Origin of the sequence: Photobacterium atrarenae, assembly GCF_024380015.1 — a bacterium.
Classification (GTDB): Bacteria; Pseudomonadota; Gammaproteobacteria; order Enterobacterales; family Vibrionaceae; genus Photobacterium; species Photobacterium atrarenae.
In genome coordinates, this window is record NZ_CP101509.1 from 968,287 (window position 1) to 985,708 (window position 17,422).

Genomic DNA, 17,422 nt, shown 5'->3' on the forward strand with positions numbered 1-17,422 from the left:
AGGTGTTGCAATACCGGGCCTGGGCCCGGTATTTTTGTCACTGTAAGCCAAGCCTGCCAGAGCGGCGGCTTAGTCGTACATCTTCCAGTTCTGCTCGCGGATCTTGCTGATAAATAAGCGCAACTCGCTTTCCAGTGGCCGGTCCTCGCGCACCATCTCAAAGTCTTTCTGGACAGAAGTAAGCATGGCCTGTAGAGCCGGGCTCAGCTGGCTGGTTTGCAACTCGCCCTGGGCTTCGCGCAGCAACAGGGCTTGCGATGCGGCAAGTAGCGAAGCCGAGGCGACTTGTTCTGTTAACTCCAATACCCGAAGGCAATCGCGTGAGGCGATGGTGCCCATACTGACCTTATCCTGGTTATGGCACTCGGTCGAGCGAGAGAAAACGCTGGCCGGCATAGTGTGTTTGAGTGCTTCGGCAGTCCAGGCGGAAATCCCGATTTGCACCGCTTTAAAGCCATGGTTGATGGGTTTGCGCGCCCCGGTGGCACCGGTGAGGTTGAACGGTAAACCGTTATTGAATTTGTAGTCCATCAACTGGGCCATCTGTCGGTCCAGCAGATCGGCCAGGTTGGCAATCGCAACTTTCAGGGTGTCCATCGCCATCGCAATATGACCGCCGTAGAAATGACCACCATGCAGCACTCGCTCATTGTCGCCGTCAATTATTGGGTTGTCGTTGGCGCTGTTAAGCTCGTTCTCAATCAGCTGGCGCAACCAGGGCAGGCTGTCTTGCAGCACTCCGATCACATGCGGTGCACATCGCAGCGAATAGCGATCCTGCAAGCGATCACTGTTGCGTGGCGGCAGAGAGGATTGCAGGTCGCTGCGTAGCCAGCTGGCGACTTGTTGTTGTCCCTGATGCGGCTTAACGGCAAACAGTGCTTCGTCAAAATGGAAATCATTGCCCTGCATGCCGACAGAGACCATCGCGGCGATCCGGGTCGCGAGTTGGGCAAGGTACTCGGCTCGTTTATAGGCGAGGCAGGCCAGGGCTGTCATTACTGAGGTGCCGTTCATCAGCGCCAGCCCTTCTTTCGGCTTGAGAGTGATCGGATGAAGCCCCAGCTCGGTATAGACCTCGGCGGCCGGGCGAACTTTTTCCTGATACATCACTTCTCGTTCGCCGATCAGAGCGGCAGCCAGATACGACAGTGGTGTGAGATCGCCGCTGGCACCGACAGAGCCTTCCTGGGGGATCCGCGGGGTAATGTCATGGTTGATCAGGGTGACAATCTGATTGAGGAGTTCATGGCTGACGCCGGATACCCCCTGGCTTAGTGAGCACAGGCGCGTTGCCAGTACAGCCCGGGCCTGCTGGTGGTCAAGATGTTCACCAAGCCCGCAGCCGTGGAAGCGGGTCAGGTGGAGTGGCAGCTCATCGACCAGCTCGGGTGGGATCGCCACCGTGCAGGAGTCTCCGTAACCTGTCGTGACCCCGTAGATCACGCCTTCTTCCTTGAGCAGGCTATCGAGAAACGCAACACCGCGGTCAATTTTGGCGTTGAATTCAGGTGAGGCATTGATTTGAGCCCGGGCACCATTGGCAATATCGACCACATCTTCAATGGTCAGTCGCTCGGCACCAAACAGGATGGCATCTTGATGATCAGCGTTCATAATAAAATCCATTATTGATCAGTGAGTTATAGTTTTACCTCTTATTGATGATTTCATCCTATACAATATGCCCCTGGTATCATAATGGTGAGGTCTGGTTTTTCGAGGCTGGTCACGTCACGAGCACTGGAGGGGGGGACGGTCTGCGAAGCGGGCGGAGCTGCCGCCCGCAAAAAGAATATGTGAAGTGTGTCTGGTAACAGGCTCAGGCCGCTTTGACTGAAGCAATATAGTCGGCGAGGGTTGCTACGGAAGCAAAATGCTGGCGCGCTTCTTTGTCGTCGCTATCTAATGTAATGCTGTACTGTTTTTTGAGCGCCAGCCCTAACTCCAGTGCATCAATGGAGTCCAGCCCCAGCCCGTCATTAAATAACGGCTCATCGGTTCCGATATCGTCAACACTGATGTCTTCAAGGTTGAGTGAGTCGATGATCAGTTTTTTGAGTTCAAGGTGAAGTTGTTCCATAGCGTAACTGTCCTTTCTGTTTTGGTTGAAGAACCATAGATCAATATGCTCATTGTGACATATGTGTCAGGCTGTATCACAATTGAGATTTAGAAATTGGAGCTAATTAACACTGTTGTTGGTTTGGTATCGCTGACGCCTTGTTTGATTCGGTCATCACGCTGCGCTGCCAGATCCAGCGATGGCGATCCGTCGTCAGTTGCCAGTGGTGCTGGTTGCTCAGCAGTTGCCTGATCAGCTCAAGGGTTGCCGGACCTGTTTCAGGCTCCGGTGAAGGCGGCGTTTCCCAGCGGATTTGATAGCCTGCACCGCCGGTGAGCAGCATTGCCAGGGCATAACTTTGATAATGCCCCTGATCGAATGGCTGAAATGGCTCCGGCAACGGGGCGTCAAAATCGACCAGCAGCACCCGGTGATCCGGAAATTCGGCCAGATAAGCGGCGGCATCGAGGAGCGCACTGTGCAGGGTGTCCCGTCCGGCAGCGATCGACGAGACGGGAACCGGCCGGTTGGCGGCAATGGTAAACAGGCCGGCAGCCGTGTTGTGTACGGTTTGGGCAAAGTGAGTCGGCGAGGCTTCTTCGCCCTGTAGGATGCTTTCGATCAGGGCGGTTGTACGCGCCAGTTCACCATGTCGACTGGCAAAGACAATGTAGTCAATGGGTTGGTCCTGGGCCAGGGACAGTGCTGCTTGCAGGGCTATTTTACTGAGTGGGCTGGTGCGTCGGCGCATCATCGGCGGGATCAGGTTTGCCGTGACTGGAGCCGGGTTTTCGGGCCAGGTCATATCCTGCTGTGCCCACTGTTGCCAATGGCCGGGCTCAGTCAATCCGGGGGAAAGGGCTAGCCAGTTGAGCAGAGTAAAAGAGAATGAATTCATAGACAGCGCCATATTGAGTTATTTATGGCTATGGTTGCATATATTGAAAACAGGCCCCAGCAGAACCGGGATGATTATTGAGGCATCTCACTTTTTTGCAGCGGGTTGAGTGCAAGAGAGGGGGGCACCACTTGGCGGGCAAGTGGTGCAAGCGTGGCGTTTGGTCTAGGCGTGACGGTGATCCCACCACTGCTGGGCTTGCTCGAGTGCAGTGGCTTGATCCGGGCAGACCTGCATCATTTTCAGCACAATGGCCATGGTTGACACGACGGCATGTGTGCCATAGCTGTTATCGATTTCCCCCTCCCAGACTTGTCGCAGATATTCACCGCTGATCTCCCCGTGTTTGCCGGAGGCCCCTTCCAGGAAGGTTGGCCACTCCTCTTCATAGATTTCCCCGCGAGAGACTCCGGCCAGGCGGCAGGCGGTGCGCGGGCTGCGTTCACTCTCGCCGCCTTCGCCCTTAAAGGCCACCATGTTGAGATCGCCAACTCGCTGCGCGGCTTCTGCGTGCAGCTTTTCATAGCCCTGGTGGAAAATGCCGTGGATGGCAAACGGCGCACCACTTGGGTTCAGACCGCGGGCAACGGTATTGAGCGGGGTGCGTAGGCCGACCTGATCGCGCAGGGCCAGCAAATCGACCAGTGGCTCGCAGTAAGCGGACAGCGGGATGTAGCAGATGTCGTCATGGGCGAGGATGGTTTTGGCTTCATCCGGCGTCGTGGCCTGACGGATTCCGAGCGCCGGGCAGGCGGATTCAATCTGAAATTTCACGGCATCGACCGCGGCATGGCCATGCAGCAGCACCCGAACGCCGTTTTTCGCCAGCAGCTTGGCAGCCAGCAGCAACCAGGGTGGCTGGCGACGCTTGCCGGCGAAGCAAGGCCAGTCGAGGTCAATTTCCAAGTCCTGCCAGTCCGGATCGATCCGCTCGCGCAACGCCTGGATATATCCGGCTGCCTCTTCACCGGTTTCACAACGGACCCGCTGCAGCATCAGCAGGACGGCCAGTTGGAGTCGCTCGGCTCTGCCGTCCAGGTACATGGTCAGGGCTTCCCGCGCTTCTTCCTGCGTCAGTGGCCGGCGGCCTTTCTCGCCTCGGCCGACATGTTTAATAAACTCTGTAAATGCTGGCATTGCTTTCCCTAATTCCATTTTTCACACTGATATTAACTATACCCCATTGAAACGGAATGCGAATGTCTCGGTTATTAACAAATCACCTACACTGATAGAACTGTCGCACCGAAGCAGGTACATCGGAGGGAGAATGAAAATCGGACGTTTGGCAGCAGCGCTAACGCTGCTGGCTTCAGGGACGGTGATGGCTGAAGGAAAGATGGTCAGCTATCAGGTCAATGGCGAGGCGTATGAAGGTTACTACACTGCGCCAGAAGGATCCGCGGCCCCGTTGGTTTTATTGATCCATGACTGGGACGGGTTAACGGACTACGAAGTGAAACGGGCTGAAATGCTGGCAGAGGCCGGGTACGCGGTCTTTGCCGCAGATTTATTTGGTGCCGGAGTTCGGCCAACCAAAAATGAGGACAAGCGTCAGCATACCGGTGAGTTGTATCAGGACCGTCAGAAAATGCGCGATTTGCTTCAGGGTGCGATGGTCAAAGCACAGTCTCTGGGGGCAAACACCAGACAAGCGGTAGCGATGGGATATTGTTTCGGCGGCGCAGCAGTGCTGGAAATGGCCCGATCCGGGGCCGACATGAAAGGGTTTGTGACGTTTCATGGCGGGCTGCGTACCCCTGAAGGACAGGATTACTCGCGAACCAAAGGTAGTGTGCTGGTTCTTCACGGCGGGGCTGATCAAGCGATCTCAATGAGCGATTTTGCCGCCCTGTCGCAAGATCTCGAGCAGGCCAAAGTCGACAGCGAAATGATCGTTTACAGCGGCGCACCGCATGCCTTTACCGTGTATGGTTCGCCGAATTATCGCCAGGATGCGGATGTGAAGTCGTGGCAGCGCTTCCTGACTTATCTGAAATCTGTGTTCCATGCCGGATAATCGTGGTCGCGCTGCACGTTACATCATTATGATTTAATTGATTTTTACTGCTGCCTTGGTCATGCTGTTGGCCGGAGGTAGAATTCATGAAGCAGTGTCCGGAAACACCGATCCGTTGGGGGATCATCGGTTGTGGCAATGTCACGGAAGTGAAAAGCGGCCCGGCCTATCAGATGGTGGAAGGCTTTGAGCTGGTCGCTGTTATGCGACGGGATGAAGCTAAAGCCCGCGATTATGCCAAGCGGCATGGCGTCGCACGGTATTACACTGATGCCGATCAGCTTATTGCCGATCCCGAGGTGGATGCGGTGTATATCGCCACGCCGCCAGATAGCCACAAAATCTATGCGTTAAAAGTGGCCGAGGCTGGCAAGCCGTGTTGTATTGAAAAGCCTCTGGCACCGGACTACGCCGACAGCGCGCTGATTACTGCAGCATTTCGTAAGCGCTCACTGCCGTTGTTTGTCGCTTATTATCGGCGGTCACTGCCGCGTTTTCGTCAGGTCCAATCCTGGTTAGCAGATGGCAAGATTGGCGAGATCCGCCATGTCAGCTGGCAGCTCTCCAAACCGGCCAATGAGCTTGATTTGTCTGGTCAATATAACTGGCGCACTGATGCGGCGATTGCACCGGGCGGCTATTTTGATGATTTAGCCAGCCATGGGCTCGATTTGCTGATGTTCCTGCTGGGCGATATTTCCCGGGCGATGGGAATTTGCCTCAATCAACAAGGGCTCTATAGTGCCGGAGATGCGGTCACCGGGTGCTGGCAGCATGAATCTGGTGTTACCGGGTGCGGCAGCTGGCATTTTGGCGCCGCTAAGCGTGAAGATCGGGTGGAAATTATCGGCAGCCGGGGCAAGCTGGTGTTTTCCGTCTTTGATGAAGCGCCGGTGATTATAATCAACGAATCAGGCGAGCGAAGCCGTTTCATTGAAAATCCGCTGCACATTCAGCAGTTTCATGTCGCAGCCATGGCAGCGCACTTGCTGGGCGGCGAACCGCATCCTTCGACAGGGGAAACGGCGACCCGAACCGCCTGGGTCATGTCCCAGATCCTGGGTCAGCCCGGCGAATAACGAGATTCAATTCAGTTAGGGGAAAAGACTATGTTGTGTGTTACAACATCTGAAATCGCTCACCGGACCATTACCGAAACGCTGGGAACGGTTAGCGGAAACGTGGTGCAATCAAAGCATGTCGGTCGCGATATTATGGCCGGTTTTAAAACGATCTTTGGCGGCGAGATCCGCGGCTATACCGAAATGCTGGTGGAAGCGCGGGAAAAAGCCATGAGCCGGGCGATTGCCGAGGCCGAAGCCATGGGCGCGGATGCGATCGTCAACGTGCGTTTTACCACCAGTGCGATTATGCAGGGCGCCTCAGAAATTCTGGTCTACGGTACGGCAGTGAAGCTGAGATAGACGTTGAAATAAAAGAGTGAAAAACGTATTTCGGGTATTGGAGAGAATAGAAGCTCGCAATATGCGAACTTCTATTGAATTTTAAGCAGTTAATATTTTGATGAACGGCATTCTTTCAAATACGTTTTATAGTCAAACCCGTCTAAAGATGCATACTGCCCCCCCAAATAGACAACGAGTCGTCCGTCGTTCGTGACCCTAAATCCAGTGGCCCCATCGGCGCCTTCGTCGGTAACACTAACGGAATAACCCACGCTGGTTGAAGCTGCCGGGGTAGGACTGGTTGCGACGCTAAACGTGCCGTTATCGTTAAAGTAAGCAGGGTAAGCTTTGACTTGGTTCGTCCCCATATTTGCGCCACATGTGGTGTCTGTATAGGCGTGAACGATATACCAGTTCCCCGTACTATCTTCAACTAATTGAGCATTTTGACCGAGGCTTTTGTTGCAGCCTGTATTGGATGGTGAGGTATAGCTGTTGACATAGGAGAAGGTGCGAATGTCAATTTCACCTTCGTTATCCGTGCCATATTGAAATAAATCTGTCACCGATGCCTTGTACGCCGCGCCTTGTGCATTGTCCATGTCGTGTAAAATTAACCAATAGTCATTTTCATGTCGGTTAATCCAAACATCTGTGATTTCTTCTATTCCATTATCCGCTTGAGTCAACGCCGCCACTTGTCCTTGGTCGCCATCGATGGTGAATTTACGAAAGCGAACCGTTTTTTCATATTGAGAGGCGATAATTAAATAACCCTGGTCCTTGGCGCTGTTCGTGGGCGCAGGTAACCAGGCAATACCAGATGGGTGTTGCTCACTAATATAAATCTTATCGTCAAGAGACATGGTTTCGTTGCTGGCGATAAGATCGTTGCTTGAATCAAACATACTTTCTGTGACCTGAAATGCGAGAATTTGTCCCTCATCATCTGAGCCTGTTTCAGAATGGGAAATAAACGCAGTATGGGTGCCATTACTCCATTGGTGTGACAGTGCAAAAGATTGATGGTGGTCACTGATCTCAAAGCTGTGATCAACTTCGGTGTCGGCAACAAACGCTTGGCAGCTCTCTGCCAGGCTGGACAACACTTGATCCATGGAAAGGTTCAGCTGAGGTTGTTGATAAGCATCTGAAGTTGCATAGACTGAGCTACTTAAACCCAACATAACGGTTGGTATAATATGTTTCATATTGAAAGTTCCATCTTTAAAGTTCAGGTTAATTACAGGTATTTAAATGGTGAGAGGTTTAATTCTTACCGAGAAAACAGTATTTACACTTATGTTCGAGAATTATATTGCTGTATTTATTATTACCGCCCAATTTTCGATAACATCTCTGGTGATATAAATCGGCTGATCACAAACATAAACAGAATTGATGGGATCAGTAATATCAGCGCCGTAATCGATGCGATCTGGTAATTGCCTTCCATGCTTGCCGTATATAACAGGAGCGGTAAGGTGTTTATCTCTGGCGCGCCGACAAAGAATGTTCCGGTGAACTCATCAAGGGACTCAAGGAACACGAAGATACCACTGGCCACAATCCCCGGTGTCGCTTGAGGCAACGTGATATGGAAGAAGGTATAGACAGGGCCTGCGCCCAAATTTCTGGATGCCCGGACCATCAAAGGGTCTATACCGGAAAAAGCGGCGACGCTAATCCAGACCGAAAACATCAGACCATGGACACTGTGTACCAGGACGACCCCGAGAAAAGTCCCGTTGAGTCCGAAGTCGTAGAATATTCTTGCGATGTTCATGTACACCGTCAGGTTAGGAAACGCCTGAGGGATCAGAAACAAGAGCATCCAGAATATTCTGAAAGGCATCTTCTGCTTTGCAAGCGCATAACCCGCAGGTATAGAGACCGAGAGACAGACCGCAACCGTGGTTAAAGCGATCAAGATGCTGGTTGTGAGTGAGCCGGAAACATCACTATAGGGGCTGAACACCTGATCCCAGTATTTGAGTCCCCATTGGGAGGGTAAAGCGTAGGGGAAATACCAAACCTCGGCCACTGTCCAGATGAGCAAATTGATGATCGGGCCGAACATGATCAATGCCAGGCAGATCACAAAGACAAACTGTGGAAAGGCATCCAGACGTAATAAGTTTGAAAATCGGGATGTCTTTGCTCTGGTCAAAGAGCGCATTGTTAGTTCTTGACTCACTATACACCAGCCTTTTCTTTAAGGTTTTGACGAAGATAGAACCAGGCAAACGCAGCACAAATACAGTAAGAAATAAGGCCCAGTGCATTTGCGGTATGGTAATCACCGTAAGAGTTGATTCGAAATGCCATGTCGGCGGTCATCATGGTGGGTGTGCCGGTGCCAATCATCAGCGGTACAGATAATGCTGACATCATCGTCACAACAGACAGGACCATGGCGACTCCGATTGTTGGGACAATCTGAGGCAGGATAATCTGAAACAGGATCCGAATTCTTGATCCCCCTAAGTTTCTCGCGGCACGGACCTGGGATTCATCGATGGCAGACATTGCCCCGGAAATAAGCAGCGTCGAAAAAGCAAGTTGTTTCCAGACAAAAGTAATGATGATGCCACTCCAGCCGAGGAATGAAATGGTTTCCAGAGGGGTAAATAATCCAGCCTCAATGAGCGCGTTATTCATTAACCCATTTTTAGCTAAAAAGGTTCTCATCATCTGAGCTGTCACGATGAGTGGGATGAACAGAGGCAGTCGGTAAAGTACCCCTAAAATCCGAACGAGCGACGTAAAGGGAGAGAGACGTAATGTTGCAGCAATCAAGATCGACAGCACACATAAAATGACTATTGAACTCAGTACGATAATGATCGTAAACAGAATATCGTTGGAGTACAGTTCGACCGCATTCTCCAGATGCGCTGTTGTCAACGCACCTTCATCGGTAAACAGCGCGGAAAAAAGAGAAAAGGCTAATGGGTAGAGGAAAAACAGACCCACCATGAATGCCGCCGGCAGAACCATCGATATGTTTTTTATTGGGTTGTAATGCATAATATTTCCAGTGAAATCCGCCACGATGTAAAGCTCAAGAGGTGTGTGACCTCTTGAGCATACAGCGATTAATTTGCAACCTTACGCTCGTAACCTTCTTTGATATCATCAAAATAAGGTGCGATCGGGAAACTTTTACCGTACCGAGAGAGATCATCCGGCGTAATTTCTGCGAATAACTTCTGCCAGCTCTGCTTATCCAGATGCTTTTGAACGTGTGTAGCATCAATGCCCGGATACCAGTTGAAGCGTTTCACGATGCCCTCAGCTTGGATGTCGGGGCTGGTCGCCAGCTCGATAAACTTGCGAGCGAGTTCTGGATTGGCCGCTTTTTCCGGCACAACGTAGTACATTGGCTGTCCTGGCATGCCTGGCGCAAGCAGAGAGAGTTTCAGTGAGGGCGGGATCTTGCCCTGTTCTTTCCAGCTATAGAACATATCGACCCAGACCGGTCCCATGAAGATCTCGCCCCGGTTCAGCATGTCCAGCGTCCCGGCGTTACCCGGCGTGAACGTGATGTTCTTGTTAAACGCTTTTAGCTGTTCGAACGCGGCATCCCACTGAGACTGAACACCTTTTTGATATGGTTGGCTTGAAAGCTTGTCTGCATCCGAGCCATATGCATATACCCAACCGGTCACAAAGCTCACACCGGACATCCCGTTCTTAATGCCGTTGTAGCCGAATGCCTTCGGATTGTTTTCAACCCACTGAACAAGCTCATCATATGATTTCGGGGGTGTCGGGATCAGATCGCTGTTATACGCAATAGCGGTCTGGCTGTGGAACATTGGCATGACATAACCATCAACATTGGTACCCAGCGCATTCCTGGCACTGTCCCGGGTGACCATCGCACCCGTATTGATATCGTCCCGGTAGCGACTCAATAGCCCTTGCTGAACCAGCTCGCCACCAATTTTTTGATGGACAACCGCGACATCGATATCCCACGCTTTCAGGCCACTCTTATTTTGAGCAGAGAGCTTTTCCAGAATTTTATGAGAGCCTGCATCGCCAGGGCCGGTACCGACAACATTAATCTTGACGCCTGGGTGTGCGGCTTCAAACTTTGGCGCTAAGTAAGTTTTTACATAGTCGACCATGTTTTGGCTTCCTGCAGATGCGACATTCAGTGTTGTTTCCGCTTGGCTTACGCCGGAAACAAGAATGGCACCCATAGCTGTCAGTAAAGTCATTTTGGTTTTTACAAACATTGCTAATCCTTAATTGAGGTAGTTACTCGTGGGTGAGTGAATCGTTAGTGTCGCCCGTGATACATATGGAGCGAATGGTGTGGCACGCGTAATAAAACGTTTAAATCGGGTTCAAGGGGAGTCGGGTGAATCGCTTGAATCAGCTGACCATCACACTCGATGCTGACACGATAGTTGTGGCCAAAGAACGCACTTTGTATAACCTTTCCGGATAGCTGCAGCCCGTTTTCTTCGGAAAGAGAGCGACAAGGTGTTTCGCAATGCTGCTCCACCAATTGCGCTTTCTCACTCCGGAAGTAAATTTGACGCTCTTTGCTGTTTTCAGGCCAGACTATCCGATTGTCCGCCCCCATAAAATCGGCGACAAAAGGCGTTTTTGGCTGGTGGTAAACTTCCTCAGATGTCCCCAGTTGCTCGATTTTCCCCTGATTCAGAACAGCAATGCGGTCTGCCATGACCAGGGCTTCTTCCTGATCATGGGTCACGATCAGGGATGTAAAACCAAATTGCTTTTGCAAAGATTTAATCTCATGTCGTACCTGGAGCCTGACTTTTGCATCCAGATTCGACAGCGGCTCATCAAGAACCAAAATGTCCGGTCGGATTGCCAAAGCTCTTGCCAAAGCAACGCGCTGGCGTTGGCCGCCGGACAAATCCGTGACTTTCTGATCTTTTAGCCCTTCTAGATTGACGATCGCCAAAAACTCATCGATCCTTTGATTAATTTGTTGCGCGGGAACCTTTCTCACTTTCAGGCCATAGCCGATGTTCTGCGCAACAGTCATATGCGGCCAGAGTGCATAGCTCTGAAAAACCATGGTAATATTTCGTTTCTCTGCCGGTAGGTTGGTCATGTTTTTGTCACTAAACCGGATCTCGCCTTCAGAAACTGGAAGAAAGCCGCAAAGCGCATTCAGTAGTGTCGTTTTACCGCAGCCGGAAGGACCAAGCAGAGCAATCATCTCGCCTTGATGAACGGTCAGATTTATATCTGAGAGTATCTGCTTATCTCCGTATCCGGCACATAAGCCCTGAATGTTCAAACTCGTCATTGTTACCTCAAAAATCAGAAAGATATAAAGTTCACTTCTGATGCTTAGATTTTTTTTGCTTCGATGAACACGTGTTCATTGGCGTGTAAAAAAAATGCAAAACTTAACAGACATCATATGAGCGTACTTTGAGCTTGCTTTATGACAAATTAATTAATGAAAGAAGAAAGTTTGGTTTAAACAATGAAAATTGAAGTGATTGGATGTGGCAGTGCTTTCTCAAAAATCAGTAATACATCGTCGTTACTTGTAACAGACAATACAGGGGATCAGCTACTGATAGATTGCGGTCCGACCGTTCCTCGGGCGTTATTTAGTCGTGCTGCAAGCGTTAACGAAATAGGCGCTATATATTTTACGCACATTCATCCGGATCATTGCACGGGGCTCACGGCATTATTTAATTACTGGAAAAGCCATCACCGGACTGAGCCTGTGACTATTTTTTGTCAGGAAGAGAATAAAGCCCCGTTGCAGTTTCTCGCCTCATTTGCCAACTGGCCAACCAAAGAATTGTGCTTCGAAGTTCGCTGGCAAATGATCACGGATCATTTTGTATGGAATCACTGGCAGTTGGACACGGCTGAAACACAGCATGAGCTGACGAATAGGGCAGTACGAATTTCAGCTGATGGTCAGCGGTTGTTTTATAGCGGGGACGGCAGGCCGACTCAGGCTACGATTGATTTAATGCAACATACAGATCTGGCATTCCAGGAGTGTGCTTCATTTGACGCCCTGGATGAAACCTCATCCCATGGTGACTTCCATGCTTGTAAATCTTTGTTAGAAAAATCCAATATAAAACGGCTCGGCCTCTATCATTGCTGGGATGAAGCCATTGCGGAAATAAAACAGAGCGCAGCAACAATAGAACACCTGTTTGTGAGTCACGATGGTTTAACCATCGATTTATCAGAATGACCAAATGGTGGATACCAAGTTGAACACCAAAAATAAACCCAATGTCGTGACCGCACAGGATGTGGCGAATTTAGCCGGCGTGTCACGCTCAGTTGTTTCCAGAACGTTTACTGAAAACGGCAGCCTCTCGGAAGCGACGAAGCAAAAAGTACTGAAAGCGGCTGAACAACTCGGTTATCAGGTGAACTTTCTGGCACAAGGGTTAAACCGGCGCCGCAGCCAGCTGATAGGGGTGGTTGTCGCGCATATTAATGACCCTTTCAGAAGTCTTTTGTTGGAAGCCCTGTTAAAAGAGATCCAGGCGCGAGGCTACCAGGCCATGGTGACTGAGGTTCGTCCGGGTGATGAACTTGATGAAACCATGCGCCGATTTACGCAATACCGAGTATCCGGAGTCGTCGTAACATCCGGTCAGCCGCCGGAGGCGTTGGTTAAAGAGTGTCTTCAATACAGCATTCCGATTGTCGGTATTAACCGGGAAATAGATCTGCCCAAAATCGACGTCGTTTGCTCCGATAACCACGCTGGCGCCAAACTGGCAGCCGATCAGCTGATAGCCGTCGGATGCCGTTCAATTGGTTGGCTGAATTACAAACACTCTACATGGTCGGGCTTAGACCGTGAAAAGGGCTTTCAAAGGTCACTCAAGGGTTGGTTAAACAACAAAGACCATGAATATGTTGAGATTCAGTCTGAAGGCAATGGATATGACGGTGGATTTCTTGCCGCTGAGCAGTTGATAGCTTCTGGTCAACGACCCGATGGTATTTTTTGTGCCACAGCGCTCATGGCCTGCGGTTTTCTCGATGGCATGCGAAAAAATGGGCTTGATGCGCCCAAAGACTTTCACATCATTGGCTTCGATAACACGCCTTTAACGGCTCAATATAGCTACCGGCTGACCACGATAGAGCATGACGTCGTTGAAACGGCCAAGCGAGCCTTATGGTGTCTGGAAAGCAGAGCGCGTCATGAGGACATGGAGCAGAGAGTTGAGCTGATTCCGGTCAAGCTCATCACAAGAAACACATCACCAATCCACAAGCAGAATTCATAGGTAAGAAAATGAAAGCAGCAGAGAAACTGGAAGCGCTGGAAAACGCAATTAGAATTGCAGGAAATAAAGCGTTATCTTTTCGCAAACAAGGTTTATCCATCGAAGTCAAAGGTAAGAACGATTTTGTGACTCAGGTCGACAGGGAAGTTGAAACTGAGATTAAAAGCGTAATCAGTCATCTGTTTCCTGAGGATGGCTTTTTGGGTGAAGAGAGCGGCATTACCGCAGGGGAAGAAGGGATTTGGGTGATCGATCCAATCGATGGCACGACCAACTATATACAGGGGATGGATTATTGGTGTATCTCCGTTGCCTATGTAAATAATGATCAAATTGAACTGGGTTATATTTATGCGCCGGAAAGGGATGAATTCTTTTCTGCAAGAAAAGGGCAGGGCGCTTGGTTGAACGGCCGTTGTTTAAAGATGGAAAATGAAGCGGAAGGTCAGTCTATCATTGGCATTGGCCACTCTAACCGCAGACCCCTGTCAGACGTGATCAACCTATTGGCCATTTTAGATGAAAACAACGTCGATCATCGACGTTTTGGCGCTGGTGCGCTGATGCTTGCTCATGTTGCTTCTGGACTCGTTCATGGATATTTTGAGGCTCACCTCAACAGCTGGGATGCGCTTGCGGGGTTACTTCTGGTCGAGGAAGCTGGCGGATGTGTTCCCGACTTTCTGGCCAATGATGGATTGATCAATGGGAATCCCGTTTGGGTCAGTACTCAGCGTCTGTGGCCAGTTCTCAGCACCTATATGGAACAATTGTCGTGATGGCTATCGATATTACCCTTGTTGGCTATGGTGCAGCCTTCTGTACAACCTGCTCGTTTATTCCTCAGGTTTGGCAGATCATTCAGTCAAGAAATACTGAGTCCATTTCACTCTTGATGTACTGTATTTTTGTTTTTGGTGTCTTTCTCTGGTGCGTCTACGGTGTGGTCGTCAAAGATTTACCATTAATTATTGCCAATCTCGTGACGCTCATTCTGGCGGCTATCATACTGGCGATGAAGCTTCGAGATACCATCAGTAAGGCTAAAAATAGTTCACTTCGCCAAATTTAGGGGGAGTTCATTGATGGGTTGTGCCGATTTTTATTGTACGTTTCACTGAAGATACGTGCACCCTCCGGTTTTTCCGGAGGGGCTGTGACGTTTTGAAACGCACTCGGTGCTAGGCGATACGCTGCTGTGCCAGCCAGTTTAAAATAACTTCATTGGTTTCTTCCGGCTTTTCTTGCTGGATCCAATGGCCGCAATCCAGATTGGCGACTGTCACATTCGGCACGAACGCATTGAGTTTTTCAGACTGCGGGATCGCATCCCGCTCGCCATAAATCATCAGCGTCGGCTGGCGGATGATCGGGCTCACTTCCGCCAGGATGTGCCAGTTTCGATCAAGATTTCGGTACCAGTTGATGCTGCCGGTGAATCCTGTTGCTTCAAAGGCTGAGACGAAAACGGCCAGTTCGCTGTCACTCATAACGGGCTCACCGAGTGGGGTTTCTGCTCTGGCGAGATTGATCATCGCCATGCCTGGCTCCGGCTCTCTCCGAGGCTCGTTCTTCCTGAACAGGTTGCGAAGGAATCGGGATGTATTGTCTTCCAATACCGCATCTGCAACACCGGGTTGTCGATTGAAGTGAACAAAATAATAGTCACTACCCAGGCATTGTTCCATGAACTCGATCCACGGCATTTCTCCGCGTTCTTGATAAGGCAAGCTTAGATTGATCACTTGTTTGACACGGTTTGGATGCAGTAAGGCTAGGCCCCAAACGACCATTGCCCCCCAATCATGACCGACAAAGGTCGCATCTTCATAACCGTAATGATCGAGCAGCGCAACGAGATCCCCCGCCAAATGCTCAATGTCATAGGCAGTGACTTCCGTCGGGCAGGATGAGTGACCATAACCCCGCTGGTTTGGGACGATGACATGGTAGCCCGCTGCAGCGAGGGCAGGGATTTGATAACGCCAGGAAAAGGCATGCTCTGGCCAGCCATGACAGAGCACAATCGGATTTCCGGCATGTTGCCGGCCCGCTTCGAAGACTTCGAGTGTCACGCCATTGACTGAAATCAGGCTGGGCGTGGGAAAATCAGTTGGATTAAACATTGCAATGTCTCCTTGAATATTTGGAAGGATCACACGACACCTCCTGTTTGGTTGGCGTGCTTTCCAGTCTCAGGAATCTACGGATGTACGTGACCACATCGACATTTCCATGCGGATATGTGGACAAACAATGTATATAACGTAATGGTGACAAATACTGGCACCATTGAAGGGTACTCTGAGGATATGAATGTTCGCCTACGACAAGACGCCATCGTGCGAAGCCTGCGCCGCAACGGGACTTCGACAGTCGCTGACTTAGCGGAGGAAGTTGGTGCATCCAGGCGTACCGTGTTACGTGATATCAGCGCGCTGCGCGATGAGGGTTTTGTCATCCATTCAGAACCCGGGCGCGGGGGTGGCTTGCAACTTGATCCGCAATCGGTTCAGACCACAGCGCGACTTTCGGTTGCCGAGGTTTTTGCGTTGCTCATCAGTGTCGAATCGATGCGTGCAGCCGGATATCTGCCCTTCTCGGAACTTGCAGGCGTTGGGCTTGCCAAAATCGAGAAAGCCTTGCCCTCTGAAAAGGTGCGCGACCTGCGCCGTTTCCTCGATTGTTTGTATGTCGGGCAACTTGCGCCGCAAGTGGACATCTCAGATATGGGCGCGATGGACCCCGCGTTGCTGCCCGTCTTCGAGACCGCTTTTCTGCAACGGCGGCACCTGCGCTTTCAATACCGCGACGCAAAAGGGAGCGTCACCAACCGGGAGGTTGAACCGCAAGCGATGCTGATCCTGCCGCCGCTTTGGTATTTGGTGGCCTGGGATCCGGGGCGCGCAGACTTCCGTCATTTTCGAATGGATCGGATCCGTATGCCTGAACTCGTTGAAGGTATAACTTTCCGACGACGAGTTGTGCCGTTTGCGGAGAACGTCTCGCCATATCGCAATTTAGCGCGCTAAATTGCTGCTTGCACGATGATTGCAATAGAAGTGCATGATTGCTGCATTTTCAGGGGGCCATGATTGGTCGTATGATTGAATCCTGAGCTTTTATTTCTCATATCCGAAGACAAGCGGCAACCGGGCCTCCCAGGCTGCCTGTCCGTATTCAGCTGAAAGGAATCACGCTTGAAGATTATCCCTGAAATTGAAGTCACTGACCGGGAGCATGATGCGATCACCCAGCTTCGCAATGCTTCATTTCCTGACCACCAAGTTGAACGTTCATATTATAAGCAACTGCCCCACATGCGGGCGCTCCAATATTGCCATGGCAAGCTCATCGGCTATATGGGGCTGGATTATCGCGTGGTTTGTGTGGGTGGTACCCCGTTGAAGGTGCTGGGGGTGATCGACATTTGTATCGACAAATCCCACCAGGGCCAAGGCATTGGCTCTGCCATGCTCACCGAGCTGAGCGATTATGCCGCTGCCAGGGATGTGGATTTCATTATTCTGATGTCGGAGCTGGATGCTTTTTATACGTCCAATGGTTTCAATAAAGTCAGCGGACCGAGTTCCTGGTTGCGATTGCACGAGCATCAGAACTACGGTATTGCCTTTGACCAGCTTGGCGACCTATTTGTAAAACCCATGAGCGGCAAAACCTGGGCACCCGGCCACCTGGATTGGTTGGGCTATCTGTATTAACCCCCTCCTGGTCTGGCATTCAACATTCATG

General features: G+C 50.8%; 19 protein-coding genes. 9 read left to right on the forward strand and 10 right to left on the reverse strand.

The annotated features are described in order from the left end of the window. Positions 1 to 69: 69 nt before the first annotated feature. The 4 genes from NNL38_RS20445 to NNL38_RS20460 form a co-directional block, all read right to left on the reverse strand. Positions 70 to 1,617: an HAL/PAL/TAL family ammonia-lyase gene (locus NNL38_RS20445; RefSeq protein WP_255390706.1), complete on the reverse strand. Its 1,548-nt coding sequence runs from the start codon at positions 1,615 to 1,617 to the stop codon at positions 70 to 72. Positions 1,618 to 1,822: 205 nt separating this feature from the next. Continuing rightward, positions 1,823 to 2,083 (reverse strand): phosphopantetheine-binding protein, encoded by a 261-nt coding sequence (locus tag NNL38_RS20450; RefSeq protein WP_255390707.1) that lies wholly within the window; start codon positions 2,081 to 2,083, stop codon positions 1,823 to 1,825. 106 nt (positions 2,084 to 2,189) lie between these two features. Continuing rightward, positions 2,190 to 2,963: a beta-ketoacyl synthase chain length factor gene (locus NNL38_RS20455; RefSeq protein WP_255390708.1), complete on the reverse strand. Its 774-nt coding sequence runs from the start codon at positions 2,961 to 2,963 to the stop codon at positions 2,190 to 2,192. Positions 2,964 to 3,128: 165 nt separating this feature from the next. Then, a complete protein-coding gene (locus NNL38_RS20460; protein WP_255390709.1) occupies positions 3,129 to 4,100 on the reverse strand; it encodes a glycosyl transferase family protein in 972 nt (323 codons plus the stop codon). 133 nt (positions 4,101 to 4,233) lie between these two features. Between NNL38_RS20460 and NNL38_RS20465 the strand changes: the two genes are divergently transcribed. The 3 genes from NNL38_RS20465 to NNL38_RS20475 all read left to right on the forward strand — a co-directional run bounded on the left by NNL38_RS20465 (position 4,234) and on the right by NNL38_RS20475 (position 6,407). Continuing rightward, complete coding sequence (locus NNL38_RS20465; protein ID WP_255390710.1) at positions 4,234 to 4,983, forward strand: dienelactone hydrolase family protein; 750 nt, start codon at positions 4,234 to 4,236, stop codon at positions 4,981 to 4,983. An 86-nt stretch (positions 4,984 to 5,069) separates the two neighbouring features. Next, positions 5,070 to 6,062 carry a Gfo/Idh/MocA family protein gene (locus NNL38_RS20470; RefSeq protein ID WP_255390711.1) on the forward strand — a complete coding sequence of 331 codons (993 nt, stop codon included), beginning with the start codon at positions 5,070 to 5,072 and terminating at the stop codon, positions 6,060 to 6,062. Between the two features lie 30 nt (positions 6,063 to 6,092). Further along, positions 6,093 to 6,407 (forward strand): heavy metal-binding domain-containing protein, encoded by a 315-nt coding sequence (locus NNL38_RS20475; RefSeq protein ID WP_255390712.1) that lies wholly within the window; start codon positions 6,093 to 6,095, stop codon positions 6,405 to 6,407. Positions 6,408 to 6,496: 89 nt separating this feature from the next. Here the strand turns inward: NNL38_RS20475 and NNL38_RS20480 are convergent, their stop codons facing one another. From NNL38_RS20480 to NNL38_RS20500, 5 genes are all read right to left on the reverse strand, one after another. Next, positions 6,497 to 7,600: a hypothetical protein gene (locus NNL38_RS20480; RefSeq protein WP_255390713.1), complete on the reverse strand. Its 1,104-nt coding sequence runs from the start codon at positions 7,598 to 7,600 to the stop codon at positions 6,497 to 6,499. A 122-nt stretch (positions 7,601 to 7,722) separates the two neighbouring features. Beyond that, on the reverse strand, positions 7,723 to 8,586 hold the full coding sequence (locus tag NNL38_RS20485) for an ABC transporter permease (RefSeq protein ID WP_255390714.1): 864 nt from the start codon (positions 8,584 to 8,586) through the stop codon (positions 7,723 to 7,725). Then, complete coding sequence (locus NNL38_RS20490; protein WP_255390715.1) at positions 8,586 to 9,419, reverse strand: ABC transporter permease; 834 nt, start codon at positions 9,417 to 9,419, stop codon at positions 8,586 to 8,588. Before NNL38_RS20490 ends, NNL38_RS20485 begins: the two co-directional genes overlap by 1 nt. A 68-nt stretch (positions 9,420 to 9,487) precedes the next feature. Further along, positions 9,488 to 10,636 (reverse strand): ABC transporter substrate-binding protein, encoded by a 1,149-nt coding sequence (locus tag NNL38_RS20495; RefSeq protein WP_255390716.1) that lies wholly within the window; start codon positions 10,634 to 10,636, stop codon positions 9,488 to 9,490. 44 nt (positions 10,637 to 10,680) lie between these two features. Further along, positions 10,681 to 11,688 (reverse strand): ABC transporter ATP-binding protein, encoded by a 1,008-nt coding sequence (locus NNL38_RS20500; RefSeq protein ID WP_255390717.1) that lies wholly within the window; start codon positions 11,686 to 11,688, stop codon positions 10,681 to 10,683. Between the two features lie 183 nt (positions 11,689 to 11,871). On the opposite strand from NNL38_RS20500, the gene NNL38_RS20505 reads away from it, so the two are divergent. The 4 genes from NNL38_RS20505 to NNL38_RS20520 are packed head-to-tail and all read left to right on the forward strand — an operon-like array spanning position 11,872 to position 14,741. Next, a complete protein-coding gene (locus NNL38_RS20505; RefSeq protein WP_255390718.1) occupies positions 11,872 to 12,612 on the forward strand; it encodes an MBL fold metallo-hydrolase in 741 nt (246 codons plus the stop codon). A gap of 4 nt (positions 12,613 to 12,616) precedes the next feature. Continuing rightward, a complete protein-coding gene (locus NNL38_RS20510) occupies positions 12,617 to 13,669 on the forward strand; it encodes a LacI family DNA-binding transcriptional regulator (protein ID WP_255390719.1) in 1,053 nt (350 codons plus the stop codon). An 8-nt stretch (positions 13,670 to 13,677) separates the two neighbouring features. Continuing rightward, a complete protein-coding gene (locus tag NNL38_RS20515; RefSeq protein ID WP_255390720.1) occupies positions 13,678 to 14,448 on the forward strand; it encodes an inositol monophosphatase family protein in 771 nt (256 codons plus the stop codon). Beyond that, a complete protein-coding gene (locus NNL38_RS20520) occupies positions 14,448 to 14,741 on the forward strand; it encodes a SemiSWEET transporter (RefSeq protein ID WP_255392295.1) in 294 nt (97 codons plus the stop codon). Before NNL38_RS20515 ends, NNL38_RS20520 begins: the two co-directional genes overlap by 1 nt. Before the next feature lie 109 nt (positions 14,742 to 14,850). Here NNL38_RS20520 and NNL38_RS20525 read toward each other — a convergent pair whose 3' ends face one another. Further along, positions 14,851 to 15,795 (reverse strand): alpha/beta fold hydrolase, encoded by a 945-nt coding sequence (locus NNL38_RS20525; RefSeq protein ID WP_369414638.1) that lies wholly within the window; start codon positions 15,793 to 15,795, stop codon positions 14,851 to 14,853. Between the two features lie 186 nt (positions 15,796 to 15,981). On the opposite strand from NNL38_RS20525, the gene NNL38_RS20530 reads away from it, so the two are divergent. Continuing rightward, a complete protein-coding gene (locus NNL38_RS20530; RefSeq protein WP_255392296.1) occupies positions 15,982 to 16,701 on the forward strand; it encodes a helix-turn-helix transcriptional regulator in 720 nt (239 codons plus the stop codon). Between the two features lie 168 nt (positions 16,702 to 16,869). After that, positions 16,870 to 17,391, forward strand: a complete 522-nt coding sequence (locus NNL38_RS20535) for a GNAT family N-acetyltransferase (protein WP_255390722.1) — start codon at positions 16,870 to 16,872, stop codon at positions 17,389 to 17,391. The last annotated feature ends 31 nt before the right edge of the window (positions 17,392 to 17,422 follow it).